Annotated in this window: 11 protein-coding genes and 1 pseudogene; 2 read left to right on the forward strand and 10 right to left on the reverse strand. The window is 36.2% G+C overall.

Annotated features, from left to right (window positions below; all coding sequences use genetic code 11):
- The 8 genes from V7161_RS20835 to V7161_RS20870 all read right to left on the reverse strand — a co-directional run.
- Positions 1-1,039, reverse strand: a 1,039-nt coding sequence (locus tag V7161_RS20835; protein WP_335714792.1) for a GerAB/ArcD/ProY family transporter, incomplete at its 3' end; no start/stop codon positions are given.
- Between the two features lie 11 nt (positions 1,040-1,050).
- Entirely contained in the window at positions 1,051-2,151 is a 1,101-nt protein-coding gene (locus tag V7161_RS20840) for a Ger(x)C family spore germination protein (protein WP_335714793.1), read from the reverse strand.
- Positions 2,138-3,631 (reverse strand): spore germination protein, encoded by a 1,494-nt coding sequence (locus V7161_RS20845; protein WP_335714794.1) that lies wholly within the window; start codon positions 3,629-3,631, stop codon positions 2,138-2,140. Before V7161_RS20845 ends, V7161_RS20840 begins: the two co-directional genes overlap by 14 nt.
- 1,138 nt (positions 3,632-4,769) lie before the next feature.
- Positions 4,770-5,819 carry a phosphotransferase family protein gene (locus V7161_RS20850; RefSeq protein WP_335714795.1) on the reverse strand — a complete coding sequence of 350 codons (1,050 nt, stop codon included), beginning with the start codon at positions 5,817-5,819 and terminating at the stop codon, positions 4,770-4,772.
- A gap of 217 nt (positions 5,820-6,036) precedes the next feature.
- A complete protein-coding gene (locus tag V7161_RS20855; RefSeq protein WP_335714796.1) occupies positions 6,037-7,401 on the reverse strand; it encodes a PD-(D/E)XK nuclease family protein in 1,365 nt (454 codons plus the stop codon).
- A gap of 330 nt (positions 7,402-7,731) precedes the next feature.
- Entirely contained in the window at positions 7,732-8,382 is a 651-nt protein-coding gene (locus tag V7161_RS20860; protein ID WP_335714797.1) for a hypothetical protein, read from the reverse strand.
- Positions 8,383-8,434: 52 nt separating this feature from the next.
- Positions 8,435-9,043 carry a hypothetical protein gene (locus V7161_RS20865; protein ID WP_335714798.1) on the reverse strand — a complete coding sequence of 203 codons (609 nt, stop codon included), beginning with the start codon at positions 9,041-9,043 and terminating at the stop codon, positions 8,435-8,437.
- 223 nt (positions 9,044-9,266) lie between these two features.
- Complete coding sequence (locus V7161_RS20870) at positions 9,267-10,634, reverse strand: dipeptidase (protein ID WP_335714799.1); 1,368 nt, start codon at positions 10,632-10,634, stop codon at positions 9,267-9,269.
- A gap of 784 nt (positions 10,635-11,418) precedes the next feature.
- Between V7161_RS20870 and V7161_RS20875 the strand changes: the two are divergent.
- Positions 11,419-12,656: pseudogene (locus V7161_RS20875) on the forward strand (IS110 family transposase).
- A gap of 224 nt (positions 12,657-12,880) precedes the next feature.
- Positions 12,881-13,237, forward strand: a complete 357-nt coding sequence (locus tag V7161_RS20880; protein ID WP_335714802.1) for a DUF3231 family protein — start codon at positions 12,881-12,883, stop codon at positions 13,235-13,237.
- A 467-nt stretch (positions 13,238-13,704) separates the two neighbouring features.
- Here the strand turns inward: V7161_RS20880 and V7161_RS20885 are convergent, their stop codons facing one another.
- Together V7161_RS20885 and V7161_RS20890 are read right to left on the reverse strand one after the other, a co-directional pair.
- The gene (locus V7161_RS20885) at positions 13,705-14,130 is read right to left on the reverse strand and encodes an ASCH domain-containing protein (RefSeq protein ID WP_026566623.1); all 426 of its coding nucleotides are present in this window, start codon (positions 14,128-14,130) and stop codon (positions 13,705-13,707) included.
- 94 nt (positions 14,131-14,224) lie between these two features.
- Positions 14,225-14,728 carry a hypothetical protein gene (locus V7161_RS20890; protein ID WP_335714800.1) on the reverse strand — a complete coding sequence of 168 codons (504 nt, stop codon included), beginning with the start codon at positions 14,726-14,728 and terminating at the stop codon, positions 14,225-14,227.
- Positions 14,729-14,760 lie beyond the last annotated feature (32 nt).

Raw genomic sequence — 14,760 nt, forward strand, 5'->3', positions numbered from 1 at the left:
AGTAAATAAAAAGAAAAATGAAACTAAAAATAATGGTTAAGGACTCAACTCTGTTGACATCAATCGTATCTTTGCAGAGTGTAACGATTATTTCAATAAGTATGATTGAAACCCACAAGGTTATATTCGGCTTAATCCCAATGGATTCTTTTAGTATTCGTACTCCCCCCCAAACCGCGATACAACATGTCGGTAAAAAGACCAAAACCCAAGTAAAAATATAAACATATTCAAACCTTTCAATAAACGGAAAGCGTATAATTTTGGACATAATTAAAGTGGGCCAAACCGTATGTAATAGCTGCCCATGACTAAAGTATACAAATGTAAACAGGGTTACTAGAACATAAACCAAGGTCGTGTAGCCTACGCCAAAGTGAAACCATTTTTGGGATTTCATATTATTTTTTATATATGGATAGTATATAAGCAAAAATTCTGGACCAAGAAAGCTCAGCATACTTTCCTTTGCGGAAACAAAATAATCATGTATCCCATGATTGAATAGCGGTAATAAGTTGGACCAATGAGCGTACTTAATAAGAAAATACAGTGAAAAGAATAAAAACGAAGGTAAGATTACTCCCCAAAAGCATATTCCTGTAATAACCCGAAACCCGCCTTTAACAATATTGACAATAACAAGTAAAAGAATGAAAGATAATATCCATAAAGGCGTACTTGGAAATACCCATGTCATCAACACTTCTAAGTAAGACCTGATTACAATCGAAACGATTACTATGCAGTAACAATATAGTAGAAGATTTAATATATTCCCCATCCATCTGCCATACAATTCCTTGTGCAGTGATATGATATCTCCGTTTTTTGCATGCTTTAATAAAAAATACATTAACACTCCAATAACATGGAAAGCCACTCCCACTAAAAGGACTGATACCCATGCATCTTGTCCCGCACCACTAAATAACTTGGTTTGAAATCCAAGTAATCCCACACCCGTTTGGGTCCCATGGATGAGAAAAAATAAAAAAAAGGGAGAGACTGTTATACTTTCCTTTAATTCCTTGCTCATAATCCATCACCTTACTCCCCTATCCCTGCCCGAGTTAATTCGATATTTAGGTCAATATCATATTGAACATTTGGATATATCTTTTCATAAAAATCTTTCTCATTCCAATCTCTAGAGTTGGCTCTTACCAAATCACCTATACCAAGTGGATCTACTTTATTGGCCGTCAGTTTATGAAGAAGTTTTTTACATTCTTGTTCCACTTGTTCTTCCAATTGTTTTTTTAACAAATATTTTTTTTTATCTTTTCTTAGGTCTAACCAAGTTGGGTAATCCTTCACCATACCTTGTAACTCCATATGAAAGTGAACCTTTGGTACCGATGGATTACTTTTGAATCGTTTTCTATTCTCCCCGTATAAAACGGTAAAGACAATTGTTCCTTCTTGTCCTTCATTCTTGATGTTAAATACACTTTCTCCCCTCATCATTTCCCCTCTTAGTAATTTATATATGAACGTCTCTTTTTTATTGAGTGCTGTAATTTGTTTATCTTTTTTAAATACCGATAATCCCTCAATGGTTATTTTGCCCCTGGAGTTTACCCTTAAAAGAGGAATGGCATTATCTCTTCCTTCACCATAATAATCAAATAAAAAACTATGCATATTCGGTAGAGGTAATTCATCCTTCTTATATCTATGCTCAATTAGGTTAACGATATGGTCACTACTGTTGCCTTTATTATGCTGTAATAACTCACCTGATTTACCGTCGGTAACAGCCACAAACATATTGCTGCCAATTAACGGGTCCCTGCAAATTGTCTTTACAAAATAGGCGATCCCATCTTCGGCTAATTCCTTGCCAAATACCAATAAACTCAATTTTCCAATTTCAACCGGTTTTGAAGACTGCTCATCGATCTCTTTCAGGATTGTCCTTGTATTCATTCCAGTACCTGTTAAGGTGGTAGCTTCTCCCTGCTCCTCTTCCTTTGTATAGTCAGTATATAGAACGGTTCCAATATAACGTTCCTTTCCTTTATCTAATCCTAAAACAGAAGGAATTTGTATATTATCAATTGTCTTATTATTAGGATTATTACAAGCAGACAAAGTTAATAAAACAGAAAAGGAAGTCAAAAGCAATTTTCCCTTAGGCCCATTCATTAGAATCATCCTTATTTTCTTTAGGTTTATATCTGACAAGAGAAAGAGGTCTTAAAAAAGGACTTCGATTGGTTGTGTTCTTGTAGGAAGAACGTAAAAAACTATCTCGGAAGCTATTGAATCTAAACGGATAAAGAGGAACCATATAGGGGTTCCCTAATGACGTTAATTTTAATAGGTGACTAAGAAGAAGCACAAATCCAATTGCAATGCCAAATCCGCCTAATAAAGCAGCTAGTATAATTAACGGGAACCTGAGAAGACGGATTGCATTAGACATCTTAAATATGGGAGTAGTAAAGGAAGCCAGAGCGGATAATGAGACAATTATCAGTAAGATATTACTCGTTAAAGCTGCTTCAACTGAAGCTTGTCCAATGACAATGCCCCCTACTATCCCTAGCGTCTGTCCAATCTTCGTAGGGAGTCTTGCTCCTGCCTCACGTAATAGTTCAATTGTTATTTCTAGGAATATTGCTTCCAAGAAGGGAGGAAATGGTACATGTGCCCTCGAGCTAATTAATGGTTGAAGCAAATCTCCTGGTATTACCTCATAGTGAAAGGTCAGTATGGCTACATATAACGAAGTAGAAAACATAGAAAAAAAAACACCTAGAATTCTGATAATCCTAAAAAAGGAACCTAATATCCATGTCAGATAGTAATCTTCGGGTGATATAAAAAAATCTAATAAAGTAGATGGTCCTGTTACTATATATGGTGACCCGTTCGCAAATATAGCAACTTGCCCTGATATCATGGCATATACGACTCGATCGATTCTCTCAGTTGATAAAAATATCGGAAATGGAGTGTTAGAATTATCCGAAAAAATCTGTTCAATTTGTGAACTGTCAAAGATGACATCAAAGTCAATATCCTTTATTCGTTGTCTGACCGTCTGGACATATTGCGGGTTTGTTACCCCCTCTATATAGGCAACAGCTATTTCTGTTTTCGATAGAGTGCCCAGTTTCATTTCTTCAAAAACTAATTCCGGAACAGCAATTTTTTTTCTTAACAAATGGATATTGACATTAATGTTTTCGATAAAACCGATTTTCGGGCCAATGACGCTAAATTCATTCTCAGTTTCATTGTTTTTGCGATATCCAAGTTCATCATTTTGAATATTTATTATAAGCAACTCTTTAAGATCCTTTAATTGAATCGTGACAAAACCCTTAATAAGCTTCTTTTCAATGTCGTTTGGGTCTTTTGAATATTCAATCTCTTCAAAGGGAATGATTTGTTCCAATTCTTGAAGAGACTTAACTTTTTTACCGTTCTCTTTTAATACTGGAAGTAAGCGCTCATTTATCGCTTTAGCATCTACCATAGACTTGTAATAACTGATAAGCAGGGAATCCTCAAGCTGAGAGGGAGAAAATTGAAAAAAATCGCTTGATTTCTTTGCCTGCTGATAAACCTCTTGAATCGTCTTATGACTAGCTGCCCGTTTTGCGTCCTTTAAAGGCATCTCTTCTCACCAACTATCTTTTAGGAATTTGCCTTAGTTTGATTATTTAGCGTAAAGATAGTAAATATCATATGGCTTATTTTCCCAAGGTATGAGATTTCAATACATTGGTCGTTGCTTTATTCGTGAAATAAAATAACTAAAATACAAATTTGCGTTTTTTTGTTGAGAATCCCTCCAAACACGTTCAAACGAAATCATATACCTTTGCATCGGAAATAAAATAATACTCCCCTTAAAGGTTCATAAGTCCGTGTAAATAAGAAAAAGCGAGCAGTTCTGGACTGTTCGCCGGTACTTAATGAAAAAAACAATTAATGAAGGACTGAGCAGCTGAGCACGAGCATGGTTCAAATACTTTTTGTGTATCCTTCAATTACACCCTTCAGTTCAGAACTTAAAACTTCCTCTTTTGGCTTGGTTAACAGAGAATTGACAATAAATAATAGAGTTTTTAAAACCATATCTCTTTAGCTAGCATAACCACAACTTAAATCGTTTTGAATATGAAAACTTACTCCTACATTTGTACACTATAAAGGATTGATATCGGTCAATTATATACTTGTAATATTCATGCATTAAAGACTATCTTTCCTTACATACTCATGTTCATGCTAGAATAGCAGTGTCCAATTATTGAACAGAATCGTTAATTTATTGGACAATAGTTCATAATTTAGAAAGAAAACTAAAATTTTGGCGTAATTCCAAATGTTTTTACATCATATCGTTCGTCTACCATTTTTATTTACAGAAGGTACTGAAGGTCCATGATATCATTTCAATCGTCTTATTCATTAATTCTACAAATTACCCTTTCCTTTTTTAGTCATATTTATAGCAGCTCCCTGGGAACGTACGAGTGTCTGGACACCCAGAATTTTAACAAGTTCAATTACTAAATGGAAATTAATAAAATGCAGGTGGCAGGAATGGGGACACTGCAATGGAGTTGAAAAGCAATGCGGAAAGCTGTGAGGACGGTTCCTGTGGTCTGAAACCTAATATCATTTTTGACCACAAGAACTGACCCTCTGGATTCTACTCTAATTTTTTAACCCAAGCCGTGTTGGGTCGATTATGGTCTGATTTCACCTAAAACCCTTTGACCATGAGAACCGTCCCTATGGCATTTTCACAATATTTTATTTGTCCGTGTTAAATTGGCCAAATCAAATAAATTGGCAATTGGAATAATCATTTTCGAAAACCGAACGTCGTCTGTCTCACCTTTTTTCCAGCGGTAGTAAAGCTGCTGAAGGATAATGGCAAGCTTGTAAAAGCTAAATGCTACATAATATTCGATATCTGTGATATCACGACCGCTCACCTGAGCATATCGTTCGGCCATTTCCCTTCTTGTGAAGAAGCCGGGTTGGTTTGTAACCACCGAAATGCCCATGTCGGGATCGCTTGCTTCCCCCCAATATGTTAACAGGGCTCCGATATCACTCATCGGGTCGCCGATGGTGGCCATTTCCCAGTCAAGAACTCCTTTGATCACACCAGGGTCATGCGGATCCAAGACAAGGTTGTTGAGTTTAAAGTCGTTATGAACCATCGTCGTATCGTCGGTTGTCGGCATATTATTGATCAGCCATGCCTCCAGTTCCTCTACTCCTGCCATTTCATCCGTCTTGAACAGACGGTAGCGTTTAATCCAGCTATGAACCTGCCTTTCTAAAAATCCTTCCGGCATCCCGATATCCATTAAATTCACTTTTTTATAATCGACCTGTTGAAGCTCTACTAGACTATTAATAATACTTTTTGAAATGGAAGGTCCAATGTGCTCAGAGGAACCATAGTTCTCAGGAATACTTTGATTGATTACTACCCCTTGCTTTTTTTCCATCAGATAAAAATGTCTCCCCATAATGGAAGAGTCCTCTTTATATAAATATGGTTTTGGGGCAAGCGGATAGACTCCATGCAATCTGGAAAGAATCGTATACTCTCGCTTGATATCATGTGCCTTCGCAGGAATTTCACCGAATGGGGGCCTCCTTAACACAGCTTCCCAGTCCCCAATTGTCAGTAAGTAGGTATGATTTGAATAACCTTCAGAAAATTTCTTGATCTTCATTGTATCATTTGGGATCCCTTGAATCGTTTCACGTACTAACATTTCCAATCGAACCCAATTGATATGTTCATGATCCATTAATTGGTTGACAGTTTTCATGCCATAGATTCTCCCCTCTTACTTACCTTAAATGTAGGAACGTGTTCTCTTTAAATGCACTTTGCCCTCAGAAAAGAATTTACTCTAATCACTACAATTACTTCAGGATCCTCAAAAATGTAAGAAAATTCCTCTCCCAACCCTCCTACAACGCTAGTCGGGCATTATCACGTGCAAAACTTCCGATTCTCGCATTTAATTAACCGTCCCTATGAATCTACACCGTTTCTAGCAGTGGAGTTTCGACCTCTACACCTAACGTTTTTAGTAGTTTAGAAATGGTTTTCATACAACTTTCGGGATTAATTTTGGTTTCAATGTAGTAGGTCTCCCCGGTTATAATGGATTCGTATGTATGAATTTGTGCGAATTTTTTTCTGTCTTTATGGACTGGCTGAAAGGCAATGGCATAACGCTTTCCTTTATTTCCGGCTCCAAGAATAAAGCCTTCTTCAACAAGCTGACGAAGCGGGAGTTTATTCTCTTCAATCCACTGTAAAGTCTTTTTCCAAAGTGCTGGAACATTTTCTCCATTAATAACTGTTGCTTCATTCTCATAATTAATGACTATAGTTAACTCGTCCCATCTTTTAATTATGTTTCTTTGGAATGGTGTCGAAAAATTCCATACCTCTTCTACATCGTTTTCCTCGGTGAGGATCCATTTGATGGTTCTAAAAACTTCACCGTAGGTTTCGTTCACGACAGTGTTAACATAGTTTCTTTCTTCACTGTCCTCTTCATGTGATATTTTCGTAATTGCTTTAAAAACATCTTCAAAACGATCATAAATGGAGCGAACTAGTGTGCGTTCCTCTTCAATTGTCGCTAATTTTTCACGTTTCCCTTTATAAGGCATCCGTAAGGCATCTACATACTGCTGAATGATGGGTTTGGCGTAAATACTTAAATCAGGGTTTTCCAGACAAGGCATAAGAACAATGTCTACTAATTGCTGATAATCGATTCCAAACCATTTTGAACTGCCAAATGTAGCTTCATTTGTTTCTTTGATTTGGCTTTTTGGTACCAAGCCTACAAGCAGGAACGTTTCTTCTTTGAATTTCTCTTCGAACTTTCTTAAGTATTTATTGCATTGATTCACGTCTACTCTTGCATAAACCTTTTGCTCAACAGCGAGGATTAACTTTTTTTCCACGCCAGAATCCGTTTCATCGAGGATATTTACCTTAAAAAAGACATCCAGCCTTCCTTTGTCATCATTTTTTTCTGTTTCCTCGATTGTTTCCTGTTCGTCGATATCTAATTTGTTGATATCCTTCTCAGCAATGACTTCAGGATTTCTGAATTGATTCACATTCAGCATTGCTATATCGGTAATATCATCTAAATTTTCATCAGCCGATTCGGCAACGGCCATTAAGAATCTCTGAAAAGGATAATATCCTAGCATATGTCTTTCTGTCGGATCCAAAAGCCAGGATAAGAACCTTGAATGCCATGTTTCTAAATGGGTAGCCCCAACGACATGGAAGACATTCGGACGATCAATCAGGAATTTTAAGGCGACAAAGTCTTTATCCATTGTTAATTCATAGAGCATTCGTTTCAGTGATTTCAATATTCATTACCTCCATTTTTCGTTTATCTAGAGAAGACACAAATCAAAAAAACACCTTCAAAAAGGTAAAATATTCTCTAAAATTATACTACATTATACGACATTGGTAATCTATGGATTAGTCACTACTCTTTCATTCTAGTTAGCGGAACTGAAAAGAACCAGATGATAAAATGGAATAATAGCAAATGAAACTACGTATTTACCTTTATAGAAAAAAACTCAGTTCACGGTGAACTGAGCTAATTCTTTGGTAAATCCCCACTTTTTAAAGTGATCTCCATCTGCTCTTGGTTACTGAGTCATTTTTACATTTTTATTATAGGGTTGTTATTGTAAATTAAAGAAAACTTGACCACCAACCATTTCTTCATAACGAAGTTGTGTTTTTTCGCCTGTTTTCACTAAATTGGCAATATATCCTTCTTTTTCATTCCCGACATACATTTCAAAACTAAATGCCGGTTCGGTTGTTCCAAATATATCACCATCACCACTATATATATCTCCACTTTCGCTTACCATTTCAAAATTCATAATTCCATCAATGTTAAAAGATAAGTCTTGGGTTTCGGATTTAACAAACTTTACTTTTGCTTTTACTAACATCCATTCATAGCCTTGTGGTGCAGGTTCATTGAATTCATTCATTGCTTTTAGTTTTTGATAGGCAGCATCTCCACGTGTAACTTCTTCAACCGTTAAATCAAATTTAATCGGGAAAGCATCGCCTTGATCATTGTATAATTCATCATCGATCGTGGCCGTTTTCTGAAATGGCACTGGATTGGTACGAGAACCTAATTTAGAGGGTGCCTGTTCCTCTTTCTGCGTTTCATCCTGTTTTTGGGCTGTTTCATTTTTTCCTGTATCGTCTTTTACTGTGATATCTTTCGTATCCTGTCCACACGCTCCAAGAACCATAATGGTTAATACTGTGGTTAAAAGTAAGCCGGGTATTCTTTTTCCCTTGTTTTTCATGTTTTCCACTCCCTATAATTCGATTCTTAATACAAATAATTTCAATAAAATATTATTGTTGGTTACTTTTTTCTTTTAAGGCATCAGGGTAAACGATTTGGTCAAACACTTTTTGAGAAGCTTGGTCTTTTATATAAATCGTTACTTTATAATGATTTGGGTCTACACCATTGAATAGCTGATACATCATGCCGGACATCCCCAGTCCCAAGGCCACAAAACCATCCATACTGTTTTCATAAGCTGCTTTATCCACTTCAACAGTAAACTCCGAGATATCATCGTTATATGTTATATCTTTTATAGAGGCGTAGTCTTTACTGTTTTTTGTTTCTTCAACATTTTTGACGATGTTTTCCTTCATTTCTTTCATCATTTTCTTATGTTGGGCTTTTGACATTTTATAAGTAAGGGAACCATCTTGATTTTTTGTTACTTCTATCCCTTCATTTTTAGCATCTGCGATAACTTGGTCTATATCTTGACCTTCAAACATGGAAGCTGGCAAAGTAAGTTTTACACTCAAAAGACCTTTGTCCACGTCAACTTGCTCGTTCGTTTTATCTTCTTTTTCCTTGTTTTGGTTTGCTTGTTTTTCAGATGAACACCCAGCAACAAAAGCAATCATTAGCACAAATAGTATATAGGTATATCTCTTCATAAATTTTCCCCCTCATTTATTTATGATTTTGTCTTACAAACTGAATTATATAAAAAAGGGTGCACCAAAAATGGCGCACCTTTACGAATTTAACTTATCCTATTCACTATTTTTACTTACATACACTGGTTGGGTAGATTTTTTATTAGATTTATCGAATGTTTGGCAGCTAAATACAAATGCCTGTCACAACCTGAATATTGGAGTTGTGGCAGGCACTATTTTACTTCTTAAGAAGTTCTAAAAAGGTACAAATGGTTAAGATCCCTTTATCAAAGTTTTCCAAATTAAAATGTTCGTTTGGAGCATGAAGATTTTCATCTGGCAAACCGAATCCCATTAAGACAACAGGAGCCTGAAGGGTTTGGTTAAAATCCGATACAATAGGAATCGAACCACCTTCTCTTTTGTAAACCGGCGCTTTCCCATAAACGGTTTCGTAAGCTTCAGCCGCTTTTTGAATCATCGGACTGTCAATCGGCGTTAAGAATGGATTCCCCGTATCGCCAAGAGACACCTTTACCGTACAACCCTTTGGTGCATGGTCCTCAAGATGCTTTTTGATCAATTCCTGAATTTTTTCAGGGTTTTGATTGTGGACTAGACGGCAGGTGATTTTGGCATGTGCTTCGTTCGGGATGACGGTTTTTGTACCTTCTCCCTGAAATCCGCCCCACAATCCGTTTATTTCTAATGTTGGCCGGGAACTGATTTTTTCAGGGTAAGGAAAATTGTTTTCCCCTCCCGTTAAATCTGTTAATCCTAAAGAATTTTTCAATTTTTCTTCATTAAATCCTAACGCTTTAATCTGTTCCTTTTCAAATTCAGAGAGTTCCACGACATCATCATAAAAATGATCAACATTTACTTTTCCGTTTGCATCATGAAGGGTCGAAAGCAACTGTACCAATAAATGGTTGGCATTCTGGACTCCCCCGCCGAACATGCCCGAGTGCAAATCAGAATTAGCGGTATGAAGGGTAAGCTCCAGTGCACAAAGACCTCTTAAAGAATAGGTGATGGCAGGGACGCCTCTGTCCCACATATCAGAATCAGAAATAACAACTACATCACAGGATAATTTCTCTTTATTTTCGGATAAATACGGCGGAAGATGAGGACTTCCAATTTCTTCTTCACCTTCGATGCAAAATTTCACGTTTACCGGTAATTTACCTTGTAATTTCAATAGTGTTTCGACTGCTTTAATATGTAAGAATGTCTGACCTTTGTCATCGGTTGCCCCTCTGGCATAAATCTTTTCATCACGGATCGTTGGTTCAAACGGAGGGGTTTCCCATAAATGAACAGGGTCAACAGGTTGTACGTCATAATGGCCGTACACTAAGACTGTTGGGGCGTTTTCCTGATGAAGCCAGTCCGCATAGATAATCGGATGACCTTTTGTCTGGACAATTTCAACATGTTCCATTCCAATGCTTTCTAATTCGTTGGCAATCCATGAAGCTGCTTTTTGAATGTCCTCTTTATGCTCCGATAAGGAACTGATGCTTGGAATCCGGAGCCATTCTTTTAATTCCTCGACATTTTGATTATGTTGCTTTGATAACAACTCAGATAATTGACTCATGTTCTCACCTTTTCTAATTTATTTCCTACTCTAATTTTATATATAAAGACTTGATTGGCTTCAAGTAATACATCTTGGCCAATGCCTGTCATGTCAAATAAAAATCAGGACCCGACTCGAATTCTTCACCTCACCTCTTATAATACCCCGCAATAGCTGGAAAAATCATGTATTCCTTCCTCATGTCCAGAAACGAAATCACATACATTATTTCCTCTAGCTAGCTGGTAATCTAGCGAATAAACTTAAAAAGAAGGTTTTTTAAGAATTATAATCAAAATGCCGCATGCACAAAGTCTGAATCGACTGGTTTCCAACGGTTCTTATCCCTCTTCTTTTGCTTAGTTCAGACATAAAAATGCCTCCTTTGCTAAATAAAGGGCTCCGTTTTGAGGTGCCTTTCTAAAAATACGTGCCGAAATGACCGTCGTATTGGCATCGTTATTGGTAAATAAAAAAAGCAAAACTCGCCATTGTAAATGACGAATTTCTTTATTAGGAATACAAAAACCTTATTTAACTAAAGCACCTGTTCGTATTATAAGTTCAGCCAGATATTTCTGGTTGAACTTTTTTTATATCGTTTTATGATATCGGTAGCCGGGGTAGAACGTAAGCACCCGTGGGACTTGGATCCCGTCAGCTAAACGGGTTCGCCCCCTACTTGTAGAAACATGTTTGAGGCTGGTTGGGACATAGATCTCGTATAACAAGCGAAGCTATGATACTGCAAGAAGGATTAGGGGTACCGGTGAATTTATTTATTGAAAGAGGAGATTTAAAAATGAATCCAGTCGTTGGTCTGGATGTAGCTAAAGGTGAAAGTCTGGTTCAAGCTTACTTGGAAAAGAAAAATCCATACAAAAGAAGTTTTAAAGTAGCACATACCCTTGAAGGACTAGATGAATTATACCAATTTCTTAGAGAAATTGAGAGTTTAACAGGGGTTAAACCTCCAATTGTACTCGAAGCTACAGGGCATTATCATACACCCGTTGTTCAGTTTTTTGAGGACAGAAATTATTTATTAATCATTGTTAATCCATTAATCTCTTATCGGGCGAAGAGTTCAAGTTTACGCAAAGTAAAAACAGGCATAATCGATGCTAATCATCTTTGCGAACTGTACTATAAGGAGGACTTAGAACCCTATAAAAAACGAGGAATTCAACTCTTAAATCTTCGTAATCTAACGAGACAACACGAAAACCTAACCGGGATTGTTGTTCAAACAAAACTGCAATTCCAAGCTGTCCTTGATCAGGTTTTCCCCCGAATTTAGAGGTGTTTTTGGGGACTTATATTCTGTTGTTTCCTTACAAACTTTATTAGAGTACCCTACATCTAACGATGTACTAACATCTGCCGAAGATACTTTAGGAGCTAAAATCAATGAGTTATGTAAAAGTCGTTCTTATAAGTGGGCTGAAACAAAAGCAAAGAAACTAATAGCTGCAGCAAAAAGGAATCCTTTTCAGGAAACCTTATATCAAAGTCATATTTTAACCCTAGAAATGTATATTAAAATGCTTTTAGAATACCATAAGCTCCTATCTACGTTTGAGGAAGAGATAGATGCTTTAGCAAAAGAAATCAAAGAATATAAGATTATCCAATCAATCCCTGGTATCGGAGAAAAAATCGCGGCAACGATTATTTCTGAAATCGGTGAGATTGATCGGTTTAATCACCCTAAAAAGCTCGTAGCATTTGCCGGAATTGATCCAAGTATATTTGAATCTGGTAGATTCAAGGGAACCGTCAATAGAATCACTAAAAGAGGGTCAAGTAGATTACGACATGCCTTGTTTATGGCTGTTAAATGTGCCATTCGTGATTGTCGCAAAAAGAAAACGACAGAAAATATCATCCCCCGAAATTAACGATTACGGGAGTTTTATGATAAAAAAACGCGAAGAAGGAAAGCCATATAAAATAGCTGTAATAGCTTGTGCAAATAAACTTTTACAGTGGATATATGCACTTTTAAAAAGCAACTCCACTTTCCAAGATATAGCTTAAATAAAAAATTAAACTAAACAATACAAAACCTTCCAAAAGTCTAGGTTAGGAAGGTTATTTGGCATGCTTATTTTTAGTATATCATGTGATTTTTAGGATTTTTATTGAAAAATATTGACAAACTATTAGCTGGTTTAGCTTAAGTACATTAATTCACAATCTTTCTTATAGTTTAAGAACTTATATTCTTAGGTATCGTTGCCAAACAGAATAAGTACAATAGTATTTCCAAGAAGGAAAAAAACTTTGTGAAAAGATTCGGAGAACTAAGTGCTATTCTAGCTAAAGATGAATTGACATCTCCTGCTTCATGGGTATCTGAAGTTACAAATTCCACTGTTTCCCCTTATTCTGATAAATTAATGTTAAATCATATTGATATTTTGGTTTCCGCAGCAGTTGGTTATTTTGCAGCTGGTGCTTCTATTTCTCAAAGAAGAGACCTTGCCATGAAATTTACAAAGCACATGGCTGAGATAGAGCTGTATGCGGAGGACGGAGTTCAACTTTTAATAAAATATGGTTGGATGGAGCAACCACCTTTAACTGAGGATCGTGAAAGTTTAAGAAATATAAAGTAAGTGTAGCTTATGAATAAAGAGAAGGTCATTGAAACTATTCTATGGAGCATAGCGTTACCAGGCTTTGCTCGCTTGTCTTTATTTCTTTACTATGTGGGACGCCTGTCATGATTCAGTTAGGGATGGTATTACTTATGCATATCTTCCATTTGTCTTCTCCGCGAATTTCGTTAAGGTGGTGCTAATATTATCTCCTGACTTTGTATTTCTGGGAAAGTTATGGGGTCCAGTATGGCTACCAATGTTATTTGTGATACCGGGTGTAATAATTGGATTGAAAAAATAATTAATCACTCCTACTAAAGAAAATACATTTTCTCATTCAGGAAAAATGGTATTTTTATGTTAACGAAATTTATGTAACCGTTCTATACGTGTTGTGGTGAAAAAAGGTCTAAAAACTGAATGGCACCCAAATAATTAAGTCGGTGTCATTTATTCTGCGGATAAGTTTTATCTAAAACTTGTTATAAATTATATTCCCATAGTCCTAGTTTTCCTTTCGCTGGAATAAACTCATCCAGTATCTGCATGTCCTGAACTTCCCAAGCAAAACCTCCCACTTGAAAATCACCTAAAAAATAGTCATTACCTGATACAATTCTTCCATCCTCCAGGATTGTACTCGTCTGGTTGTTTTCAGTCACCATCAAACAATTTTCCAGCCTGCATACCGCAATGATCATGCCAGTTGGAAGGTTCTCTTTTGTGTACCCATGCTTTCCAAGCAACGCCTGGATTGCTACATGGTTGCAGACAGCCTTATCTATTTTTTTACTTGTGTGAATCGCCAATGGCCCTCGATAATTCGTTCTCCATGTCCTTGTTTCATATTTGGCCTCACGAAGGACAAAAAGACTTGCCCAAGGCTGTATCATTGATAAAACCTTCATTCTAACGGCCTCCAACCGATAAAAGTTTACTTTGTTTATAGAGTTTCCCTGCAAAAAAAATTTATCAGCATAGACATTGAAGAAACATCCATTTCTAATTATGGGAAACCACATTGTTTTGCTGTTTCATTATCTTTTGCTTCATATAAATAAAAACAAACAAAAACGGAATATAACAATAAAGAAAATAGAATGCATTTTTGGAATAGATGTCATATTTTTCGTTAGATAAATTAATTAATGCAACCTTATTATCATTTTTCTTGATTTGCAGAATCGCATATCCTTTAAGTAATTTTGTTTGGATTGCTTCAATGTTGTCTGTAATAACAATATCCTCAATTGGGATAGTCTGCTTAATATCATCAATTTTCTTTATATAAGAAAAATCAAAAGATGGCTCCTGGAAAATATGTAATACTCTACGCTGAAGTTGTATCCGATCGATAAGGGTGTTGTAGTAAGAAAGAATGAAGTGTCCTTTTTTATTTGTAAGTGAAAATTGTCCAAAATCATGAGATTTTTGAGCTTTTGTAAATAATTCATTAATACTCTCGAAACTACTTGCTTTTTTCTCATCTTTATTATTTTTAAACATTTGTTTGAAGATCACCCAAACCACTCACACTC

This window comes from Neobacillus drentensis (genome assembly GCF_036965425.1).
GTDB classification, from domain to species: Bacteria; Bacillota; Bacilli; order Bacillales; family Cytobacillaceae; genus Neobacillus; species Neobacillus drentensis_F.

Coding starts and splice junctions, on each gene's coding strand:
- V7161_RS20840 (WP_335714793.1), bottom strand. CDS start 2,151: ATGAATGGGCCTAAGGGAAAATTGCTTTTGACTTCCTTTTCTGTTTTA.
- V7161_RS20845 (WP_335714794.1), bottom strand. CDS start 3,631: ATGCCTTTAAAGGACGCAAAACGGGCAGCTAGTCATAAGACGATTCAA.
- V7161_RS20850 (WP_335714795.1), bottom strand. CDS start 5,819: ATGAAAACTGTCAACCAATTAATGGATCATGAACATATCAATTGGGTT.
- V7161_RS20860 (WP_335714797.1), bottom strand. CDS start 8,382: ATGAAAAACAAGGGAAAAAGAATACCCGGCTTACTTTTAACCACAGTA.
- V7161_RS20865 (WP_335714798.1), bottom strand. CDS start 9,043: ATGAAGAGATATACCTATATACTATTTGTGCTAATGATTGCTTTTGTT.
- V7161_RS20870 (WP_335714799.1), bottom strand. CDS start 10,634: ATGAGTCAATTATCTGAGTTGTTATCAAAGCAACATAATCAAAATGTC.
- V7161_RS20885 (WP_026566623.1), bottom strand. CDS start 14,130: ATGAAGGTTTTATCAATGATACAGCCTTGGGCAAGTCTTTTTGTCCTT.
- V7161_RS20890 (WP_335714800.1), bottom strand. CDS start 14,728: ATGTTTAAAAATAATAAAGATGAGAAAAAAGCAAGTAGTTTCGAGAGT.